General features: G+C 60.5%; 15 protein-coding genes and 3 pseudogenes. 14 read left to right on the top strand and 4 right to left on the bottom strand.

Features of this window, described 5'->3' with window-relative positions; all coding sequences use genetic code 11:
* From GVK95_RS25145 to GVK95_RS21520, 3 genes and pseudogenes are all read right to left on the bottom strand, one after another.
* Positions 1 to 201 (bottom strand): annotated as a pseudogene (locus tag GVK95_RS25145) (integrase); the annotation flags it as partial.
* Positions 198 to 590 (bottom strand): type II toxin-antitoxin system VapC family toxin, encoded by a 393-nt coding sequence (locus tag GVK95_RS21525; RefSeq protein WP_159952733.1) that lies wholly within the window; start codon positions 588 to 590, stop codon positions 198 to 200. The gene GVK95_RS21525 and the pseudogene GVK95_RS25145, both read right to left, overlap by 4 nt.
* Positions 590 to 844 (bottom strand): type II toxin-antitoxin system VapB family antitoxin, encoded by a 255-nt coding sequence (locus GVK95_RS21520; RefSeq protein WP_159952732.1) that lies wholly within the window; start codon positions 842 to 844, stop codon positions 590 to 592. Before GVK95_RS21520 ends, GVK95_RS21525 begins: the two co-directional genes overlap by 1 nt.
* 269 nt (positions 845 to 1,113) lie before the next feature.
* Between GVK95_RS21520 and GVK95_RS21515 the strand changes: the two genes are divergently transcribed.
* The 13 genes and pseudogenes from GVK95_RS21515 to GVK95_RS21455 all read left to right on the top strand — a co-directional run bounded on the left by GVK95_RS21515 (position 1,114) and on the right by GVK95_RS21455 (position 16,580).
* A complete protein-coding gene (locus GVK95_RS21515; protein WP_159952731.1) occupies positions 1,114 to 2,067 on the top strand; it encodes a DUF1403 family protein in 954 nt (317 codons plus the stop codon).
* A gap of 2 nt (positions 2,068 to 2,069) precedes the next feature.
* Positions 2,070 to 2,776, top strand: a pseudogene (locus GVK95_RS21510) (SMC-Scp complex subunit ScpB).
* Between the two features lie 212 nt (positions 2,777 to 2,988).
* On the top strand, positions 2,989 to 3,582 hold the full coding sequence (locus GVK95_RS21505) for a DUF6088 family protein (protein ID WP_159952745.1): 594 nt from the start codon (positions 2,989 to 2,991) through the stop codon (positions 3,580 to 3,582).
* A gap of 127 nt (positions 3,583 to 3,709) precedes the next feature.
* Positions 3,710 to 4,612 carry a nucleotidyl transferase AbiEii/AbiGii toxin family protein gene (locus tag GVK95_RS21500; protein WP_244618856.1) on the top strand — a complete coding sequence of 301 codons (903 nt, stop codon included), beginning with the start codon at positions 3,710 to 3,712 and terminating at the stop codon, positions 4,610 to 4,612.
* A 58-nt stretch (positions 4,613 to 4,670) separates the two neighbouring features.
* Positions 4,671 to 5,528, top strand: coding sequence for a restriction endonuclease (locus GVK95_RS21495; protein ID WP_244618855.1), 858 nt, complete (start codon positions 4,671 to 4,673; stop codon positions 5,526 to 5,528).
* On the top strand, positions 5,525 to 7,495 hold the full coding sequence (gene qatA, locus GVK95_RS21490; RefSeq protein ID WP_159952728.1) for a Qat anti-phage system ATPase QatA: 1,971 nt from the start codon (positions 5,525 to 5,527) through the stop codon (positions 7,493 to 7,495). The genes GVK95_RS21495 and qatA overlap by 4 nt, the downstream gene beginning before the upstream one ends.
* Entirely contained in the window at positions 7,495 to 8,394 is a 900-nt protein-coding gene (gene qatB, locus GVK95_RS25330) for a Qat anti-phage system associated protein QatB (RefSeq protein ID WP_244618854.1), read from the top strand. The genes qatA and qatB overlap by 1 nt, the downstream gene beginning before the upstream one ends.
* Positions 8,391 to 9,761: a Qat anti-phage system QueC-like protein QatC gene (gene qatC, locus GVK95_RS21480; protein WP_159952727.1), complete on the top strand. Its 1,371-nt coding sequence runs from the start codon at positions 8,391 to 8,393 to the stop codon at positions 9,759 to 9,761. The genes qatB and qatC overlap by 4 nt, the downstream gene beginning before the upstream one ends.
* A complete protein-coding gene (qatD, locus tag GVK95_RS21475; RefSeq protein ID WP_159952726.1) occupies positions 9,758 to 10,522 on the top strand; it encodes a Qat anti-phage system TatD family nuclease QatD in 765 nt (254 codons plus the stop codon). Before qatC ends, qatD begins: the two co-directional genes overlap by 4 nt.
* A gap of 168 nt (positions 10,523 to 10,690) precedes the next feature.
* On the top strand, positions 10,691 to 14,119 hold the full coding sequence (locus tag GVK95_RS21470) for a response regulator (protein WP_159952725.1): 3,429 nt from the start codon (positions 10,691 to 10,693) through the stop codon (positions 14,117 to 14,119).
* Positions 14,116 to 14,952: a CheR family methyltransferase gene (locus GVK95_RS21465; protein WP_159952724.1), complete on the top strand. Its 837-nt coding sequence runs from the start codon at positions 14,116 to 14,118 to the stop codon at positions 14,950 to 14,952. The genes GVK95_RS21470 and GVK95_RS21465 overlap by 4 nt, the downstream gene beginning before the upstream one ends.
* Positions 14,949 to 15,518: a chemotaxis protein CheB gene (locus GVK95_RS21460; RefSeq protein ID WP_159952723.1), complete on the top strand. Its 570-nt coding sequence runs from the start codon at positions 14,949 to 14,951 to the stop codon at positions 15,516 to 15,518. Before GVK95_RS21465 ends, GVK95_RS21460 begins: the two co-directional genes overlap by 4 nt.
* 3 nt (positions 15,519 to 15,521) lie before the next feature.
* Positions 15,522 to 16,580, top strand: coding sequence for a response regulator (locus GVK95_RS21455; protein ID WP_159952722.1), 1,059 nt, complete (start codon positions 15,522 to 15,524; stop codon positions 16,578 to 16,580).
* Positions 16,581 to 16,833: 253 nt separating this feature from the next.
* On the opposite strand, the gene GVK95_RS21450 is transcribed toward GVK95_RS21455, so the two are convergent.
* Positions 16,834 to 17,376 (bottom strand): isochorismatase family protein, encoded by a 543-nt coding sequence (locus GVK95_RS21450; protein WP_244618853.1) that lies wholly within the window; start codon positions 17,374 to 17,376, stop codon positions 16,834 to 16,836.
* A gap of 462 nt (positions 17,377 to 17,838) precedes the next feature.
* On the opposite strand from GVK95_RS21450, the pseudogene GVK95_RS21445 reads away from it, so the two are divergent.
* Positions 17,839 to 18,688 (top strand): annotated as a pseudogene (locus GVK95_RS21445) (SDR family oxidoreductase).
* Positions 18,689 to 18,907: the final 219 nt, after the last annotated feature.

The raw sequence follows: 18,907 nt of genomic DNA, 5'->3' as shown, positions 1-18,907 counted from the left end.
GGGTAAGTTCTGCCGTCGGCACCAGGCGGAAAAGTGCTTCCAATCGGATGTGTAGGCCTTCCGCGTGTTGATGGAGCTGGCGGCCTCGACATAGATCCGGGCGCGCTCTGTGAGATCCTGCAGATGCGTCGGAAGGCGAGGGGTCTCGCTCGAAAGCGGGAGAACCTCGGCATCTTCGGACTGCGGTCTCTCGTTCGTCATGACCAGGTCACCTGGATGTCGGTCTGTGAAAAATCGTTGCCCTTGAACAGCAGCGGCTCGCCGGTGAGCGCGGCGAGAGCGTAGGAAAAGCAGTCGCCGTAGTTGAGGCTGGCCGGATGGCGGCCCTTTCCAAAGCGGCGCCAGGCCCGGCGCGCCTGATCGGCATGTTCGGCTGTTACCGCCACGACGTCAACTCTGGCCTTGTGCAGCCAGAGATCGAGTTCTGCTCCGCCCGCCTCGCCAAACCGCCCCTCGATAACCATCGAGGCTTCGACAAGCGTGGCTGCCGAGATAAGCCGCATGGGATCGTCGGCGATGCGTTCACGATACTGCTGGGCGTCCGGCTCGTTGAAGAAGATCGCCACAATCGCAGATGTGTCTATCACCATCAGCTCGGGACGCCGTTTTCGTCGTAGCCGATGATGTCCTCGGCACTGCGATCATCGAGGATCGGCAAAGCGCTCAGGCGCCGCTGCATTGCCTCCATGTCCTGCATCAGCGCATCCTTCTTCGCGTGTGATCCAATTCGCTTGAGGCGCTCCTCGAGCGCGCGCCGCGTCGCAATCGTGATGGTTTCACCGGTGCGCGCGGCGAGCGCGCGTGCAAGTTTCTCGGTCTCGGGATCTTTGATGCTTAGCGCCATTGCAGGTGTCCAGGTTCCTTGGTATCTATAATCTACCTGAGGCCGCTGCGGCGACCCCGGTCACGACGTCCGTAGGTGTGATATTTGACGCTGCTCAGTCCGCTTGATGAGTGCGGAAGATGGTCAGGTCGACGAAAACGGCCTTTTCTCTACAAAGCATAAAACGTCCGATAATGCAAGATTATTGGACGTTATTTATTCCCGACAAGGCGTGCGGCTAAAGGCAATATTTCTGGCTTAAACTGCGCACATGATCTACACTTTAGCGCATGGATTCGCTCGCGCCCTCCGCATCAACGGCTCCCGCTTGGTCGCCCCGCCTGCCGGGCTGGGCTCTGCCGCGTGGTCGCGACACCTGCGAGATCGACGCTGCCTTCGCCGCTGGTATCGCTCTGAAATCACTGGACGATCTGATCCGCGCCGATCCGCCATGGCTGGGCTGCTGGCGTGATCGCCTCGCCCTGAAATCGGCGGCCGTCGCCGCCAGGATGAGCGGTCGCAACGAGGAAGAAGGCGCGCTACGTGACGCGGTTTTGCTCACCGCCGCCGGCGACGATCCGGGGCCAGCGGGAAAGCTGTTTTTGGCCACACGATTGCTGACGCGCCGGTTCGGGACAATCGCCCTGCCATTCGTTAAGGAGCTTTGCGTGTTGGTGGGGATCCGCTGGGACGATGCTCTTGCCGCGATCCCGGACCGGATCGATACCGCGCTCCAGTCCGGGCGGGCGGCGCCTTTCGTCGCGGCGGACCTGATAGCAGCGATTTGCGCAGCCCGTCCCGACGCCGAGGTACTGGCGTTAGGGCTGGCCGACGTCGTGTTGGCGCACAAGCTGAAATGGCCAAAACCCGTGCCGCTGCTGCTGCCCGAACGTTTTGGCCCTGCCTTCCGCACGATCGGTGGCAGAGGACGTGTCCGGCCGGGCGAACCGGCTTATCCAAAAGCGATCTGCCTTGCGCTGGTCGACGGCGTCGAGGCGGCGCTCCGCTCCGCCGTGGAGATCGACCGCCGGGCGGCGCGGCTGCTGGCCGTGGCGCCAAAACTGCGCACCAAGGGTGCCGAGCTTGTGATCCGTAAGCTGCTCAGCGGGGATGCCGTGCCGGCGTCGGCGCCCGGCAGCAATCTGTCGCGCTGGGCGGCGACCCGGCTGTTTGAGCGTCTCGAAAGCTTTGAGGCGGTGCGCGAACTGTCCGGCCGTTCCTCTTTTCGGACTTTTGGGTTGTGACCATGACCGGATCTAGCGCAACGAAAACCCGGCGTCGACAGGAAAAGCATCTGCAACACGACGTGTTGTACGACCGCGAACTCGAAGATTTGCCGCCGGAGTTGCGCTGGCGGGAATGCTGCGGGTCGAGGCGGTGATCTTTGCCTCGGCCGAGCCGGTCAGCCGCGAGACGCTGGCAAGAGTGGTCGGCCGGGACTGCAGCCTCGATCTCCTCATTGACGACCTCGTCGAGGAATTGCGCCATCGCCCATACGAATTGGTTTCGGTTGCCGGCGGCTGGCAGCATCGCACCCGGCCGCGGTTCGCGGAGACCATCCGGGCCTCGTCGGCGCCGACGCGGGGCGGGGCGGGGGCGCTGTCGGAGTTCGAGGCGATGGTGCTGATGGCGGTGGGATATTTCCAGCCGGTCACGCGAGCCGAGTTGTCGAAGATCTTCGGCAAGGAAGTCAGTCGGGATACCATCGCCGCGCTCCGTGGCGCGGGCTTCCTGTCGTCCGGGCCACGCAGCCCGACGCCGGGCGCACCCTACACCTACGTGACCACGAGACACTTCCTCTCGGCATTTGGCATGGAGACGCTGCGTGATTTGCCGAACATCGAAGCGCTTGAGGACGCCGGCCTCTTAAACAGACATCAGGTGCAAAGCGAGATCGCCGCGTCTCAAGGAGGCGAGACCGAAACTGACGAAGAGTCCCCCTTCATTGAGTGATGGTTGCCTAATCCGCACAGCTTGGTCATGAGCATCGGAATAAAGGCCATCGCCGTTGACGAAATCGCGGCCGAAAATCCAAGCTTGCACTGGCGGGTTCGGTAACGAACTTCCACTGGACACGCCCTTTTTGGCAACGCTTGCATGTCAGAAAAATATAGGCTATTTTCTGACATATGAGCACGACCACGACATCAGTTCCCGACCAGATTATGAAGCGCGCTCGAGCAAACGGCCGCGGTGGCGTTTTCACGCCTAGTGATTTCTTGAGGATCGCCGGCCGCGCGGCAGTGGACCAGGCGCTTTCGAGATTGGCAAAGAGCGGAAAACTTCGCCGGCTCGCACGGGGTCTATACGATCTCCCAAAGATCCATCCGAAGCTTGGTCCTCTCGCGCCGGCCCCTGACGATGTCGCCCAGGCGCTCGCCCGCGAAACCGGCTCGCAGGTGCAAATCGCTGGTGCGCGGGCGGCGAATGCGCTCGGCCTCTCGACACAGGTCCCCGCGAAAAGCACTTATCTGACTGACGGGCCCTCACGACGCGTAGTGTTGGGCAAGCGCGTGGTGGATTTGCGTCACGCCTCGCCCAAGCATCTGGTCGCGCCGGGCAGTGTGGCCGGGACAGTCGTTCAGGCTCTACGTCACGTCGGACCTGTGCGGGCCGCCGACGTCATGCATGTCGCGGCGCAGCGCCTATCGGCAAGTGACAAGAAGACGCTCGCGTCCACTGCGATCCAAGCGCCTGCCTGGATGCGTCCGACGCTCGTCTCGATCGCCAACGCTGCCCCGGGTGGCATCAATGGATAAGGTGGCGCTTTTACCGCCTCGCGATCGGGCAGCCCTCTTCGGGGAGACGGGTGCTGCCCGTGGCGTCGCGAACACCATCATCGAAAAGGACTTCTGGGTCTGCTGGACCCTGAGGCGACTGTTCGAATTGCAGAAGCAGGAGACAGCCTCCTTCGTCTTCAAGGGTGGCACGTCCCTTTCCAAAGCGTTCGGCGCCATCCGCCGGTTTTCCGAGGATATCGACCTGTCCTTCGATCGAGCCGACCTCGGTTACACGGGTGATCGCGATCCCGAGCAGGAGGGCATCAGCAAGAAGCAGGCGAACAAGCTTATCGAAGCGCTGGTGCGCGATGTCGAGCAGCATATCGCCGAAAAGCTGGTTCCGGCCCTTCGTGCCGTAATCGTCGCGCAGTTGGGTGAGGCGAACAAAGGCGAGTGGTCGCTGGAAATAGATCCCGCCGACCGCCAAACGGTGAACTTCCACTATCCGACCGCGTTGGGTACGGCAGAATATTCGGGCATGGCTTATATTACGCCGCGCGTGAAGCTGGAGTTCGGAGCACGTGGAGATCCTTGGCCGACCCAAGACAAGGTGATCCGCCCATATGCGGCGGAAGATTTCCCAGATTTCTTCGAGCATCCTGATACGATTGTCACCGTTCTGGCGGCTCAACGGACCTTTTGGGAGAAAGCCACGGCCCTGCACGCTGAGGCGCATCGTCCTGCCGACTCGGCGACGCCGCAATATTTCTCACGGCACTATTATGATCTCGCCATGCTCCTCGACACCGAAGAGGGAAAGGTCGCCGCCAATGACGTCGACCTCATGGTCACTGTGGCCAAGCACAAGGCGATCTTCTTCCGATCGGCTTGGGCGAACTACGACACTGCTCGGGCGGGCACACTTCGCCTTCTGCCGAGTGAGGCGCGCATCAAGGACCTGCGGGCGGACTATCGCGCGATGGCGCCGATGATGTTCGACGAGAGCCCGCCTCCATTCGATGAAATACTTGCGAAAGTTGCAGTCCTGGAAGAAACAGTAAACAAATAGATACACTGGTGTTCGGGGGAGGACGTTCATTAGCTCGATACGATCCATCGATCTGCGGTTGATTGAGGACCTCGTCGAATTCGCGCGGGGGCGTGGCTACGTACTGGATTTTTCGGATTCGAGCTTCTCGCAATTCTTTGCTGCCGAACTCGACATCGACATAGACGATCCGATCTACGCCGAGCACGGCGGATCAAAGGGCAAGCGCTTGCGTTGCTTCCTCCAGAAAGTCGACGACGCCACGGCCATCCGCGCGCTACGGGCGCTTTGGGAACATCGCGGCGAATACCTCTCGCGCACAGGTCAGCCGGATCCTGTTGTCAACGCGGAAGGACGGTATCTGACACTTCTGGCGCGCCTGACAGGAGATGCTTCCAATGGCGCTGGTGAGGCTCCCCGGCCGGCATTCGACTGGCGTCTCCTCGCCGAGTTGCGAGACGAACTCGTGGCCGTCGCATCGCTTCAAGCCCATGAGCGAGGCTACGCTTTCGAGGCTTTCCTGAAGCGCAGCTTCGATATGGCGGGTCTGACCGCCCGAGAGCCATTCCGCAACACCGGCGAGCAGATCGATGGCAGCTTCCTGCTTGGCGAGGAGACCTACCTTTTCGAGGCGAAGTGGCATGCGTTGCCGACCGGCGTCGCCGATCTGCACGTTTTCCACGGTAAGCTCGAACAGAAGGCGGCCTGGGCGCGAGGACTCTTCGTCAGCTATAATGGTTTCACGGCCGAGGGGCTGACTGCGTTCGGCTCGGGCAAGCGGCTCATCTGTATGGACGGCCGTGACATCTACGATGCGCTCGATCGCCAGATTCCGCTGAAGGCGGTGCTTGAGCGCAAGGTCCGCAGGGCGGCCGAGACGGGCCGACCCCACATCTCGGTCCGGGAACTTTTCGATCAGAACGGGGGGAGCCGATGATCCTGACAGACAACGAAACCAAGGTTGATCTTCTCAACAACGAGGCGATCGCCACGACGATTATTCAGCTGCTGCGAGATCGCCCTGATCAACCGGTGACGATCGGCGTGCATGGCGACTGGGGCGCCGGCAAATCGAGCGTCCTGGAGATGATCGAAGCTGGTTTCGAGAAGGAATCGAAGGTCCTTTGCCTCAAGTTCAACGGATGGCGTTTTCAGGGGTTCGAGGATGCCAAGATCGCCCTGATCGAGGGCATCGTCACCGGGCTCATCGAGAAGCGGCCGGCGCTGACGCGGGCAGGTGAAGCCGTCAAGGATGTGTTCCGCCGTATCGACTGGCTCAAGGTCGCCAAGAAAGCTGGCGGTCTCGCTTTCACCGCGTTTACGGGCATCCCCACGCCCGACCAGATCGGTGCAATCGTCGGCACATTGGAGGGTTTCCTTTCCGATCCGGCGAAGCTCGCCACCAAGGATAATGTCCAGTCGGCTATCGATGGCGTAAAGGGGCTGCTGAAAGACGGGGAAGGTGAAAGCGCCAACGTTCCAGAGGAGATCAACGCCTTCCGCAAAGCCTTCGATGAACTCCTTGAAAAGGCGGGTGTCGAACAGCTCGTCGTCCTCATCGATGACCTCGATCGCTGCCTCCCGGACACAGCCATCGAAACCTTGGAAGCGGTCCGGCTGTTTGTCTTCACGTCACGGACCGCGTTCGTGGTCGCGGCAGACGAGGCGATGATCGAATACGCCGTGCGCAAGCATTTCCCGGATCTGCCTGATACGACCGGACCGCAGACATATGCCCGCAACTATCTCGAGAAGCTGATCCAGGTCCCATTTCGAATCCCCGCGCTGGGCGACACCGAAACGCGCATCTACGTGACGTTGCTGCTCGTCGGGTCCGAACTGGGTGACGACGATCCGGCGTTCAACAAACTAATTGGCGTCGCACGAGAGCGCCTGAAACGTCCCTGGACCTCAGGTGCGCTGGATTCCGCCTCGGTCAGAACCGCCCTTGGCGACAAGGCGTCCCGTGCGAATAATGCGCTCGCCCTCAGCGATCAGATCGGACCGATCCTCGCTAGCGGCACGAAGGGCAACCCACGACAGATCAAGCGCTTCCTCAATACGCTGGTTCTGCGACAGCTCACCGCCGAGGCGCGGGGTTTCGGTGATGACGTGAAGCTGCCCGTCCTCGCCAAGCTGATGCTCGCCGAACGGTTCATTCCGCGGTTGTTCGACCAGATCGCCGCCGCAGCCGCGGCTGCGAGCGATGGCAAATGCGCCGATCTGGCTCCTCTGGAAGCCGCAGCGAAAAAGAAGGAGGACGACAAACCGAAGGCGAAGGCGGCGAAAACAACCGGTAAAGACGCCGAAAGCGCGAAACCCGCGCTTGAAGTGGTGAAGTCGACGGAGAGCGCGCTTTTGGGTGAGTGGCTCTCGTCGCCCGTCATCAAAGCTTGGGCGATGGTGCCCACAATGATCGGCGACGAGGATCTCCGTCCCTACCTGTTTGTGGCCAAGGATCGGAAGGACTATTTCGGCGCCGCCTCCGTTCTCGGACACCTGGCGGCTGTCGTCGAGCAACTCTTCGGCGGGAAGTTCGTCGTGCAGGGACTGGAAGCCGATCTCAAGCGGCTCGCCCCACCTGAGGCTGCACAGGTGTTCGAAGCGGTTCGCGGCCGCATCGTCGGCGCTGACGCCTTCGACACGGAGCCCGCCGGCGCGGCAGGTCTCGCGGTATTGATCAAGGCCCATCCCACGCTTCAGGGCCAACTCCTCGATTTTCTCGACGCACTTCCTCGAGATCGCCTCGGTCCATGGGTGTGCGGAGGCTGGGAGGGCGTCATCAAGGACGGTGAGGCCGTCCAGCGTTACGATCGACTGCTGCAGACATGGGGTAAGGACGGTGGGCTGATGCTGAAGACGGCCGCCAACGGTGTTTTGCGCACCCGGCAGGGAGGCCGCTGATGGGCACATCCAGCGCATTTGGCGGTCAGGGCGGCAGCACTCCTCTTGTCCCAAGCTGGCTTGGGGATGACGGCGCCGCGCCGGCAGCACCTGACGGTACGCCTGCTTCTCCGGGTCAGCCGCCGGACGGCGCTCCCCCTGACGGAACACCACCTGACGCGCCGCCGGTTGCGCCAGTGAGACCTCCACTGCCACCGATCGCGGATCCAACCCGCTTTTCAGCGGCGCGCAACAATTTTTCGCGCTTCGCCGGTTCCGGCGGTGACGACCGCAGAAGTCTCGGCCGCGCTGTATCTCACTATGTTGGTTCGTCCTCCGGCGGCGCGCGTACGGCGGCCGCGCGGATGGGGTCGGCCCGGGGCGCCGGCAGTCGCCTGCTCGGCTTCCTGTCGGATGCAGTCAACCGTGGTGCCACCGAAGCGTTGCGCGCCCTCAACCTCGACGGCCTGGCCGGCAGGCCGATCGAAGAGATCTTTCTCGGTCTCGCGGATTATGTCTGCCCCGATGGCGGGTCGATCGATGAAGGTATCGCCCGTGAAGCCTTCATAGAAACCATCGCCGACCTCGCCGGAGCAGGCATCACGGACCTCGACGGCATCACCGCCGAACAGATGCAGACTGTTTTCGAACTCTATGCGACGAATGCGATCGAAGCCCGGCTCTGCAACGATATCGGGGCAAGGACAGTGACACTGCCCAGCGACAGCCGGGAAGCCGCGCGCGTACAGGCGCAGCTCAACGATTTCATCAGGCGCGGGGTCGCCGATGCGCTGACGACGGCACGGGCTGCGGCCGCTGCGCTGACGCCCGATCGTGTGCTCGCCTTTGTCGGGCGCGTCTATGAGCAGGCATTCGGCATCCTTCGGATTATGGGTGAGGCGGAGGCGGAGGGCGAATGAGGAGACATGTTATCACTGGCCGCTACGGGCCTGGCGATCGTGACCGTATGCCACTGGGCGACGGAGAAGCCGAAACCCGGCTCGACCTCGTCGTCGGCGAACGAACACTCGACCATGGGATCGGGCGCGCATTGACCGATGTTTCTCGCCTCGGGGTCTTCCCGTCGGAAATCGGCGTGGATCTCCTGGTATTGGCGGCGCATGTTCATGCTGCCGACACCCGCGTCTCGCGCGATAGCGAATCCCAGGATGGCTGGACGCGTGAATTGCGCTTGATCGTCCCCGTCTCGGACGTGGGTCGCTGGCAGGGCGCCGCCTCGACATTCGAAAGACTGTTGAACTTCCTCACCGGTGATCGTTGGTCGTTGGGATTCCGCTCCCGTCCACCGCGCTTCGCGCGCGTGGCTTCAACGGCTCCCGCAAGGCTGCTGGGACCTCTTTTCGACGACCTCGCCTTGTTCTCGGGCGGCCTCGACAGTCTGATCGGAGCGATCGATGCCCTCGAGGCGGGCCGTATCCCGCTGCTCATCAGTCATGCCGGCGAAGGCGCCACCAGCGATGCGCAAGGAACAATCTACGAGGCGCTCAAAGCGCAGTATCGCGGACGAGGCTTCGAGCGCCTGCGTCTCTGGATGGCTTTCCCCGATGGTTTGGTGCGTGGATCGGCTGGGGAGAACACCACGCGAGGGCGGTCTTTCCTCTTCTTCGCTCTGGGGATATTCGCGGGCACCGGCCTTGAGCGGGCCTTCACTCTGAAAGTACCCGAAAACGGCCTGATCGCGGTCAACGTGCCGCTCGACCCGCTCCGGCTCGGCGCGCTGAGCACGCGCACGACGCATCCCTTCTATATCGCCCGTTGGAATGATGCCCTGGCCGAGCTCGGGATCGTTGGCCGCATCGAGAACCCCTATTGGGATCGCACGAAAGGCGAGATGGCAGAGGAATGCGCCAACCTGACGCTTCTGCGTCAGCTCACGCCGGCATCGCTCTCCTGCGCCTCCCCCACGAAAGGGAGATGGCAAGGGCTCGGCACACAACACTGCGGCTATTGCCTGCCTTGTCTTATACGGCGCGCGGCCCTGCTTAAGGGCTTGCGGCCTGATACCGATCCGACGGTCTATACCGTGCCCGATCTCGCCGCTCACGTGCTGGACACCCGACAGTCGGAAGGGGTGCAGGTCCGCTCCTTCCAGCTTGCCATCGAGCGCCTTCGGGCGCGTCCGGGATTGGCGCCGCTCCTCATTCACAAACCGGGACCGCTCTTCGATGAAAGTCCGCAGCGGCAAGCCGCTCTCGCGGACGTGTACCGACGCGGACTTGAGGAAGTCGGGGACCTCCTGAAGGGCGTGAGGACGAGACCCGGATGAGCGAGACGGCATCAATCCGTGGCGTGGATTTCCACTGTCACCTCGACCTCTATCCCGATCACGCAGCGGCCGTCGCAAGGGCGGAAGCCGCGCGGATCTATACGCTGACGGTGACGACGACGCCGAGAGCGTGGGCACGCAACCACGAACTCACGCGACACACACGCTATGTTCGCGCAGCGCTGGGGCTACACCCTCAACTGGTTGCCGACCGCGCCGATGAACTGCCATTGTGGGAACGTCATTTGCCCGAGACACGCTACGTGGGCGAGGTCGGTCTCGATGCGGGCCCTCGCTTCTACAAGTCGCTGGAAGCTCAAAAACATGTGTTTCAGCGTGTGCTCATACGATGCGCCGAAGCCGGCGGCAAAATACTCACGGTACACAGCGTCAGGAGCGCGCCCACGGTTCTGGACATGATCGAAACTTATCTTCCACGAGACAGCGGGACCGTCGTGCTTCATTGGTTCACTGGCAGCAAGAGCGAGGCTCGCAGAGCGGTGGCTCTAGGGTGTTACTTCTCTATCAATGCCGAAATGACACGAACCGATCGCGGTCGAGACCTGATCGCAAGCCTGCCGCGGGACCGCCTCCTCACCGAAACGGACGGGCCGTTCACCCAGCTTGAGGGAAAGGCGACCGAACCGAGCGACGTGCCGTTTGTCGCCGACGCTACGGCGGCCGTCCTTGGGGTTTCATCGGGCGCGATGACAAAGGTTATCGTCTCGAACCTTCGGTCATTGCTGGACCGGGTTCCATGAAAAGTGCGTCACCCAACCTTCGGCGATGGTCATTCAGTGACTTGCCAGAATGCTCTACGTGGCCTGACGTGGATCTGAATTGCAGTACGCGCTAGAGCCAAATCGTCGGCGAATGCCGTCAAACCATGCTATCACCAGCCTTTTAAGGCAAGCTGTCAGAGAGAAGCCATGAATCGAAACCAACGGCCCCCATCCAACAAATTGGTACTGGGCCTTGATCTCAGTGTGGCATTTGGCCTAGCTGCGGCGGTTATCTTTTTTGTCGTCAGCGCCCTTGTCGCATACTTTAATTCGCAGGCCATTCGGGAAGGCAACCTGCGGATTGTGCAGACCCACATTGCCATCGTCGCGCTCGATGAGTTGTTCTCGCAGGTTCAAGATGCCGAAACCGGTCAGCGCGGATTTCTTCTTACAAACAACGAGGCCTATCTCGCTCCTTACACGGTCGCCCTCGGGGCAGTCCCGCCACAGCTTGATGAGATCGGTGAGCTCACCGGCGCCAACCCAGGCCAGGGTGAGCGGTTGAAGGCGCTTCGGCAACATGTCGACGCCAAACTAAAAGAATTGAGTGAAACCATCGACCTTCGTCGTACCCAAAGCCTAGAAGCCGCGCTCGCAATCGTCAATTCCGACCGCGGCAAGATCGAGATGGATGCGATCCGCGCGCAGATAGCCGCGATCAGTCAGGCGGAAGGAGAGGTTCGCGCCCGTCGCCTTGTCGAGATGGAGGATGCTCAGCAGCGTGCGCTCGTCAGCACCCTCTTGTCCGGGCTGCTTGGCATTCTCCTGACCGCCACGATCGGTTTTCTGATCCGGCGTGCCACGTTGGCTCGCCGCCGTGACGAATGGCTACAGTCCGGACAGGTCGGCTTGGCGGCAGCCGCACTGGGAGATCAGCAACTCGACCAGCTCGGTAACAGCATCCTTGATTTCCTCGCACGTTATGTCGGCGCGGTGGCCGGAGCAGTCTTTACTGCAAAGAGCCAGCAATTCGAGCGCGCATCCACCTATGGAATTCCGGATGGGGCCAGCGTGCCGGCGCAGTTCAGGCCCAGAGAGGGTTTGCTGGGGCAGGCGGCCGCCGAAGGCCGATCAATGGTGATCGGCGAAGTACCGGACGGGTATCTTGCCTTCGGTTCGGCGCTCGGAAAAGACAAACCGAAACATCTTGTCATTGTTCCCGGCAGCGTCGATGGCGCGGTCAAATCGGTGATCGAGCTCGGCTTTCTGCACCCGGTTGATGAACGCGTCATAACCCTTCTCGAGCGTGCCTCGGAGGGGGTCGCCATCGCCGTCCGGTCGGCGATTTACCGTGCCGAGCTCCAGGACCTCCTAGAAGAAACTCAGAGACAGTCAGAGGAGTTGCAAACACAGAGCGAGGAGCTCCGCGTTTCCAACGAAGAACTGGAGGAACAAAGCCGGGTGCTGAAAGAAAGCCAGGCCCGCCTCGAGCAACAACAGGTCGAACTCGAACAGACCAATTCACAGCTTGAAGAGCAGGCCCAGCAGTTGGAAGGACAGCGCGACGACCTAGAGCGGGCCAATGCGTCCGTTCAGCTGAAAGCCCGAGAGTTGGAGCAGGCAAGCCAATATAAGTCGGACTTTCTGGCCAACATGTCGCATGAGCTTCGCACGCCGCTCAATTCGTCATTGATCCTCGCCAAGCTCCTCGCCGACAATCCGGAAGACAACCTCACCGACGAGCAGGTCAAGTTTGCCAAGACGATCCAGTCCTCCGGCAACGATCTCCTTAACCTCATCAACGACATTCTCGATCTCTCGAAGATCGAGGCCGGCCGTGTGGAAATAAGGCCGGAAACGGTGGCGGTCGAACGTCTGGCGAACAATCTGCGCCAGGTATTCGAACCGCTTGCCGCGGACAAGGAACTGGCCTTCGCTGTCGAAATCGCGCCAGATAGCCCGCAAACACTGGAGACCGATCCGCAACGGCTCGAACAAGTGCTCAAGAACCTGCTTTCCAACGCGATCAAGTTCACCGACGCCGGGCAGGTCAGGCTCTCTGTTCGAGGGCTGGATGGTGGCAAGATCGCTTTCTCGGTTTCCGATACCGGGATCGGCATCGCCAAGGAGCAGCAGCGACGGGTCTTTGAGGCCTTCCACCAGGCCGATGGCACGATCAGCCGGCGGTTCGGCGGCACAGGGCTTGGTCTATCCATCTCGCGCGAGCTTGTGCGGCTCCTCGGCGGAGAATTCGAACTGCAGAGCGAGCCCGGTGAGGGCAGTACGTTCATTGTGACCGTCCCCGACCACTACAATCCGGCCAGTGTGGCGCCGCGAGATCAACCGTCGCCCGTCTCGGCGATCTCGGCATCAGTCCAGCCGGAACAGGCTGGATCGATTGCGCCAGCAAAACCGTCTCGTAAGGTCGAGGATGATCGCGACGCCATAACCACGACCAAACGGATCCTGCTCGTCATTGAGGACGACGATACCTTCGCTGCCATCGTACGTGATCTGTCACGTGAGCTGGGTTTTCAGTCGATCGTGGCCGGCACAGCCGAGGAGGCGTTGAACCTTGCCAAGCAGCACATGCCGAACGCGATCGTACTGGATGTGGGCCTACCCGACCAATCGGGTCTCGCAGTCCTCGATAGACTGAAGCACGATGTCCAAACGCGCCATATTCCGATCCACGTCGTCTCCGCTGGCGATCACACAGAGTCGGCCTACTCCTTGGGAGCCGTCGGCTACATGACCAAGCCGGTCAACCGGGAACAACTGGTCGAGGTCCTGCAAAAGCTCGACGCGAAACTTTCTCAAGGGGTCCATCGCATTCTCATCGTCGAGGACGATCCCGTCCAACGCGAGGCCGTAGCCAGACTGCTCGGGTCGGGCGATGTCGAGACCGTCACAGCGAGCACAGCAGCCGAATGCCTGGATCTTCTCAAGGACCAGACCTTTGACTGCATGGTCCTGGACCTCTCCCTGCCGGACGCCTCCGGCTATACGCTGCTGGAAACGCTGAGCCAGGAAAGCGCCTACTCTTTCCCACCGGTCATCGTCTATACCGGCCGCGAGCTGTCCGGCGACGATGAACAGAAGCTGCGGCGCTATTCGAAGTCGATCATCATCAAGGGGGCGAAGTCTCCCGAGCGCCTGCTCGACGAAGTCAGCCTGTTCCTGCACCAGGTCATCTCCGAGCTGCCCGACGAACAGCAGAAGATGATCCGAAAGGCCCGCAACCGCGACGCCCTGCTTGAAGGACGGCGCATTCTTATCGTTGAGGACGACGTGCGCAATGTTTATGCGCTCACCAATATTCTCGAACCGCGTGGGGCGAGCGTCGACATCGCGCGCAACGGACGAGAGGCGCTCGAGGCCTTGCAGAAAACCTCGGATGCTCCGATCGAACTGGTGCTCATGGACGTCATGATGCCGGTCATGGACGGTCTCACCGCCACCCGTGAAATCCGCAAGAACCCGGCCTGGAAGAAGCTGCCGATCATCACGCTGACCGCCAAGGCCATGCCCGACGATCAGCAGCGTTGCATCGAGGCCGGCGCCAATGACTATATGGCCAAACCGCTCGACGTGGAGAAGCTGCTGTCGCTCGTCCGCGTCTGGATGCCCAAATGAGCGAATTAGCACCCGCAAAGATCGAAGACATCGAGATCAGGCTCCTGCTTGAAGCCCTGTTCCTCAAGTACCATTACGATTTTCGCAACTATGCGATGGCGTCGATCAAGCGTCGGCTCAAGCAGGCTCGCGAACAATTAGGTTTTCCAACCTTCTCGGCATTGCAGGAAGGCGTGTTGCATGATCCGGCTCTGCTGCCGCGGTTGCTACGTTATCTGACCGTTCAGGTCAGCGAGATGTTCCGGGATCCGACCTACTTCAAAGCCGTCCGCGAGAAGCTTGTACCGCATCTTCGTACCTATCCCTCGTTGAAAGTCTGGGTTGCCGGTTGCAGCAACGGCGAGGAACTCTATTCGCTGGTCATCCTGTTCCGGGAGGAGGGGCTCGAAGATCGGACAATCTTCTACGCCACCGACATCAATCATCAAGCGTTAGAAGCTGCAGAGGCGGGAGTATATTCCCTCGATCGGATACCGCTCTTCACTGAGAACCACAGAAAATCCGGGGGCAAGTCCTCGCTTTCGGACTACTACCAGGCGGCCTACGGGAGGGTCTCCTTCGACAAGACCCTGCGTCGAAACGTCGTGTTCTCCGATCACAGTCTTGTAACTGACGCCGGTTTCGGAGAAATGCATCTCATTTCCTGCCGCAACGTGATGATCTATTTCAACAGGAATCTGCAGGACCGCGCGCTCGGTCTCTTCAAGGATTCGATCGCCCGCAAAGGATTTCTCGGTCTCGGCGCAAAGGAGAGCTTGCGGTTTTCCAGTCACGCCAACGCTTTCGTCGATTTCGTGCGTGAGCAGAAAATTTACCAGAGGCGGGCGGAATGACGAGAGTTCAACCCGAAGCCATCGTTATTGGCGCGTCTGCTGGCGCGCTCGAAGCCCTGTCGGTCATCCTGCCTGCGCTTCCCGCCGACTTTCGCCTGCCGATCATTGTCGTCGTTCATGTTCCGCCAGACAAACGCAGTATCATGGCCGAACTGTTTCGGGCCAAGTGTCAGCTTGACGTCCAGGAAGCCATGGACAAACAACCGATGAGCGGTGGCACGATCTATTTTGCTCCACCCGACTACCATCTGCTGATTGAAGTGGATAAGACTCTTTCACTATCTGCCGACGAGCCCGTTCTTTTTTCTCGTCCATCGATCGATGTTTTGTTTGAAAGCGGTGCCGATGCCTTTGGGCCGGCGCTGATTGCGGTGGTGCTGACCGGTGCCAACAGCGATGGTGCCACCGGTCTGGCTGCCGCCGTCAAAGCGGGTGGGCTGGCGCTGGTTCAAGACCCGGCGCACGCGTTCGCAACCGCAATGCCTGAAGCCGCCCTCCGATTGTGTCCCGGCGCCCGTGTCCTTTCACTTAAGGCGATTGCCCAATATCTAAAGAGGTTTGTGTAACACATGGAGCCGGTTCCGTTTCTGTTGGTGGATGATCTTGAGGAAAATCTCCTGTCACTGGAGGCGCTGCTTCGCCGTGACGATATTCTTCTTCTGAAAGCCCGGTCGGGCGACCAGGCACTCGAGCTCCTGCTACAACACGATGTGGCGCTTGCCCTCGTCGATGTGCAAATGCCAGGCCTCAACGGGTTTGAACTGGCGGAGTTCCTGCGCGGCAACGACCGTACCCGCCGTATTCCGATCATCTTCGTCACAGCCGGGACAACCGACGGCCAGCGTCGGTTTCGCGGGTACGAGGCAGGTGCGGTTGACTTCATTCAGAAGCCGATCGAGCCGGACATTTTGCGGAGCAAGGTTGACGTCTTTTTTGAACTCTACCGACAACGCCAGCAATTGGCGGCGCAGAGAGACGAACTGGAGATGCAGGCGGAGGCCCTCAGGGAGGCAGCTCGCCATAAGGACGTTCTCCTGCGCGAGATAAATCACCGGATCAAGAACCTGTTCAGCCTCGCGGCGGGTCTTATCTCTCTGAGCGCGCGGCGGTCGAAAAGCGTAACAGACCTGGCGGCGGACCTTAGATCGAGGATGCACGCTTTGGCCATGGCGCATGAACTGACGATGCCTGACCTCACGCGCGATGGTGAGGCAAATCAAACTGACACCACCGTGACCGCACTGCTCAAGGCCATTCTGGCGCCGTACGAACATGTTGACGGCTCACGCATTGTCATCACTGGCTCGGATGCGCCTCTCGCCGGCACTGCTTTGACATCTTTCGCGCTTCTCTTGCACGAACTGACGACGAATGCGGCAAAGTATGGAGCCCTATCCACTCCTTCCGGCACATTGACCGTCGACGTTTGTACCGCAGACGAACTCCTTCATCTGAAATGGAATGAGCATGGCGCCCTGGGTTTCGCGGAGGCATCGGATCGCGAAGGCTTCGGTACAACGCTCGAAAAAGCGGCGCTCCAAGGCCTGAGCGGGACGATGGAAAAGGACTGGCGAGCCGAGGGGCTGTCGTTGTCGGTAAAGGTACCGTTGGCACGTCTTGTGAACTAACCTGCAAGCTTCCCTTCGAGCAAATCGACATAGGGCACGCTGACAGCAGTGCTCTGTGGGTGGTCGGAATCGAGCTTAATGATGGCAAACATGGCCTTCAACACGCTGAATCTAGGCTCGAGATTGTGATCTCGCCTTCGCTGTTGATCTCCGGGCGATCCGACAGCATCCGCCGGACATGTACGTTCGACATCTAAGCACGGTAGATACTCGGAGCGATAGGTGCCGCGTCGCGCGGAGTATCTGAGTTAAATCAGCCGCGTGCTGAGTCGAACTGTTCGTTCTTGGTCACGACTTCCTGGGCCTTAAGATGGCTTTCGATGAGCAGCGCATAAGCGGGGAAGATTTTTGTATAGACTTCAGCCCATTCCTGCGCGTCCGGGCGGTTCCAAGTCTTCTGCAGTTCGGAGGCGACCGCGGCGGTGTCCATCGGAACGACACCGGCTTGCACGACGCGGTCAAGCGTGATCTCCTCAGCCATCTTGGAATAGGTGTCGGATGCGTCGACCACGGCGAAGACCTTGTAGCCGCCCTGTACCGCCGCAATGGCCGGGAAGGCCATGCAGACGCTGGTGATGGTGCCGGCGACGATCAGCGTCTTGCGGCCGGTCGCCTTCACGGCTGCCACGAAGTCGGGATTGTCCCACGCGTTGATCTCGCCTTTACGCGCTACATACTGGGCGTGCGGGGCGTTCTGGTGGATTTCCGGAATCAGCGGGCCGTTCGGTGTTGGTTTCCACGCAGAACTGAGCCGGTTAGGCGCATAAGGCTCAGTTCCGCGTGAAAACCAACACACTTGGTCTAAGAATACATAGCACCTGTGAGCGGAGCGTCATTGGAGCGCGTGACCGGACTCGCCAGAGTCGGGCGCGGTGCTCGGCGATAGGCCTTTCGTTAGCAGCCGTGTTCTTTGCCGAAGCCGTGACGGTTTGTCGCCGGTCGCGATTGCCTGCTCGTTTCTCGCCACCCTTTGTAGCTCCGGGATGACCTGTGCCTTGCTCTTTCGGGAACCGCCGCCTTTTCGCCACCAATATCGTCCTTGTTTGCCGTCGCCGAGCATGCTGCAGTCTTTGCCGCTTTCGGCGATGTGGTCGATCTTGCATCTGCTTGTCTGCGCACTTGGACTTCATTTCCTCGTTCATCGATAATCACGGCGAACGAAGGTTCAAAGTTTGCTCGGAGCCGCCGGAGTTGCAGGAACAAAAGAATAAAACGGGCGTTCGCAGACATGCATTCTCAAAAAACATCGGATGTCATCATGAACCACAAACTCTCCTTAAACGACCCTCGTAGGCTTTATCCCGGTCCCGCTTTTCCGGATCAGCCGCAACAGGCCCCCGGCCTTGCCCGCAAGATGGATCCTATTCCGGATCACGGCGAAGAGAGTTATCACGGGTCGGGGAAGCTCAACGGCTGGAAGGCGCTCGTCACCGGCGGCGATGCCGGCATCGGTCGCGCCGCGGCAACGCCTTCGCTCGCGAAGGCGCCGATGTCGCGATTGCCTATCTGCCGGATGAGGAATGGGACGCGAAAGAGGTGATCGCCCTTATCGAAGCCGAGGGCAGACAGTCTGTCGCCCTGCCGGGAGATATCAAGGACGAAGATGGTGCAAGGAGCTCGTAGAGAAGGCCGTTTCCGGGCTTGGCGGTCTGGACATTTTCGTCGTCAATGCCGGTCGGCAGCAGTATTGCGAGAAGATCGAGGATCTGTCGACCCAAGACTTCGATAAGACGATGAAGACCAATCTCTATGCGCTTCACTGGATCGCACAGGCCGCCGTGCCGCATATGGCCGTGGGTTCCGCGGTGATAACGACAGCTTCCATTCAGGCTTATCACCCGTCACCGATACTGCTCGACTATGCCACGACAAAAGCCTGTATCGTCGCCTATACGAAGGCTCTCGCCAAACAGCTGATCGAACGAGGTATCCGCGCGAATGTCGCCGCACCGGGACCGGTATGGACGGTTCTCCAACCGAGTGGTGGCCAGCCGGACGAGAAGGTGAAGAATTTCGGCAAGGACAGCGACTTCGGTCGCCCCGGCCAGCCGGTCGAGCTTGCCCCGGTCTTTGTTTTGCTTGCCTCACAGGAAGCCAGCTTCATCTGACGGAAACCTTCAGGCGGAATAATCATGTCACAAAAGCCAACCTTAAAGCGCGCATCCTCAGGAGTGCTCGAGATCCACTATTACGAGGCAGGACCCGCCGACGGCGTTGCCAGGAGTGGCACGTCCATTTCCAAAGCATTCGGTGCCCTTCGTCGGTCTGCCGAAGATATCGACCTGTCCTTCGATCGAGCCGACCTCGGTTACACGGGGATCGCGATC

Source organism: Rhizobium sp. 18065 (genome assembly GCF_902706095.1).
Taxonomy (GTDB): domain Bacteria; phylum Pseudomonadota; class Alphaproteobacteria; order Rhizobiales; family Rhizobiaceae; genus Allorhizobium.
Note: the sequence above shows the minus strand (reverse complement) of the source record. Positions and strands in the feature narration are given on the sequence as shown.

Excerpts from the sequence above, each read along its gene's own strand:
- GVK95_RS21525 (WP_159952733.1), bottom strand. The coding sequence starts at position 590 with ATGGTGATAGACACATCTGCGATTGTGGCGATCTTCTTCAACGAGCCG.
- GVK95_RS21520 (WP_159952732.1), bottom strand. The coding sequence starts at position 844 with ATGGCGCTAAGCATCAAAGATCCCGAGACCGAGAAACTTGCACGCGCG.
- GVK95_RS21515 (WP_159952731.1), top strand. The coding sequence starts at position 1,114 with ATGGATTCGCTCGCGCCCTCCGCATCAACGGCTCCCGCTTGGTCGCCC.
- GVK95_RS21505 (WP_159952745.1), top strand. The coding sequence starts at position 2,989 with ATGAAGCGCGCTCGAGCAAACGGCCGCGGTGGCGTTTTCACGCCTAGT.
- qatA (WP_159952728.1), top strand. The coding sequence starts at position 5,525 with ATGATCCTGACAGACAACGAAACCAAGGTTGATCTTCTCAACAACGAG.
- qatB (WP_244618854.1), top strand. The coding sequence starts at position 7,495 with ATGGGCACATCCAGCGCATTTGGCGGTCAGGGCGGCAGCACTCCTCTT.
- qatC (WP_159952727.1), top strand. The coding sequence starts at position 8,391 with ATGAGGAGACATGTTATCACTGGCCGCTACGGGCCTGGCGATCGTGAC.
- qatD (WP_159952726.1), top strand. The coding sequence starts at position 9,758 with ATGAGCGAGACGGCATCAATCCGTGGCGTGGATTTCCACTGTCACCTC.
- GVK95_RS21470 (WP_159952725.1), top strand. The coding sequence starts at position 10,691 with ATGAATCGAAACCAACGGCCCCCATCCAACAAATTGGTACTGGGCCTT.
- GVK95_RS21465 (WP_159952724.1), top strand. The coding sequence starts at position 14,116 with ATGAGCGAATTAGCACCCGCAAAGATCGAAGACATCGAGATCAGGCTC.
- GVK95_RS21460 (WP_159952723.1), top strand. The coding sequence starts at position 14,949 with ATGACGAGAGTTCAACCCGAAGCCATCGTTATTGGCGCGTCTGCTGGC.
- GVK95_RS21455 (WP_159952722.1), top strand. The coding sequence starts at position 15,522 with ATGGAGCCGGTTCCGTTTCTGTTGGTGGATGATCTTGAGGAAAATCTC.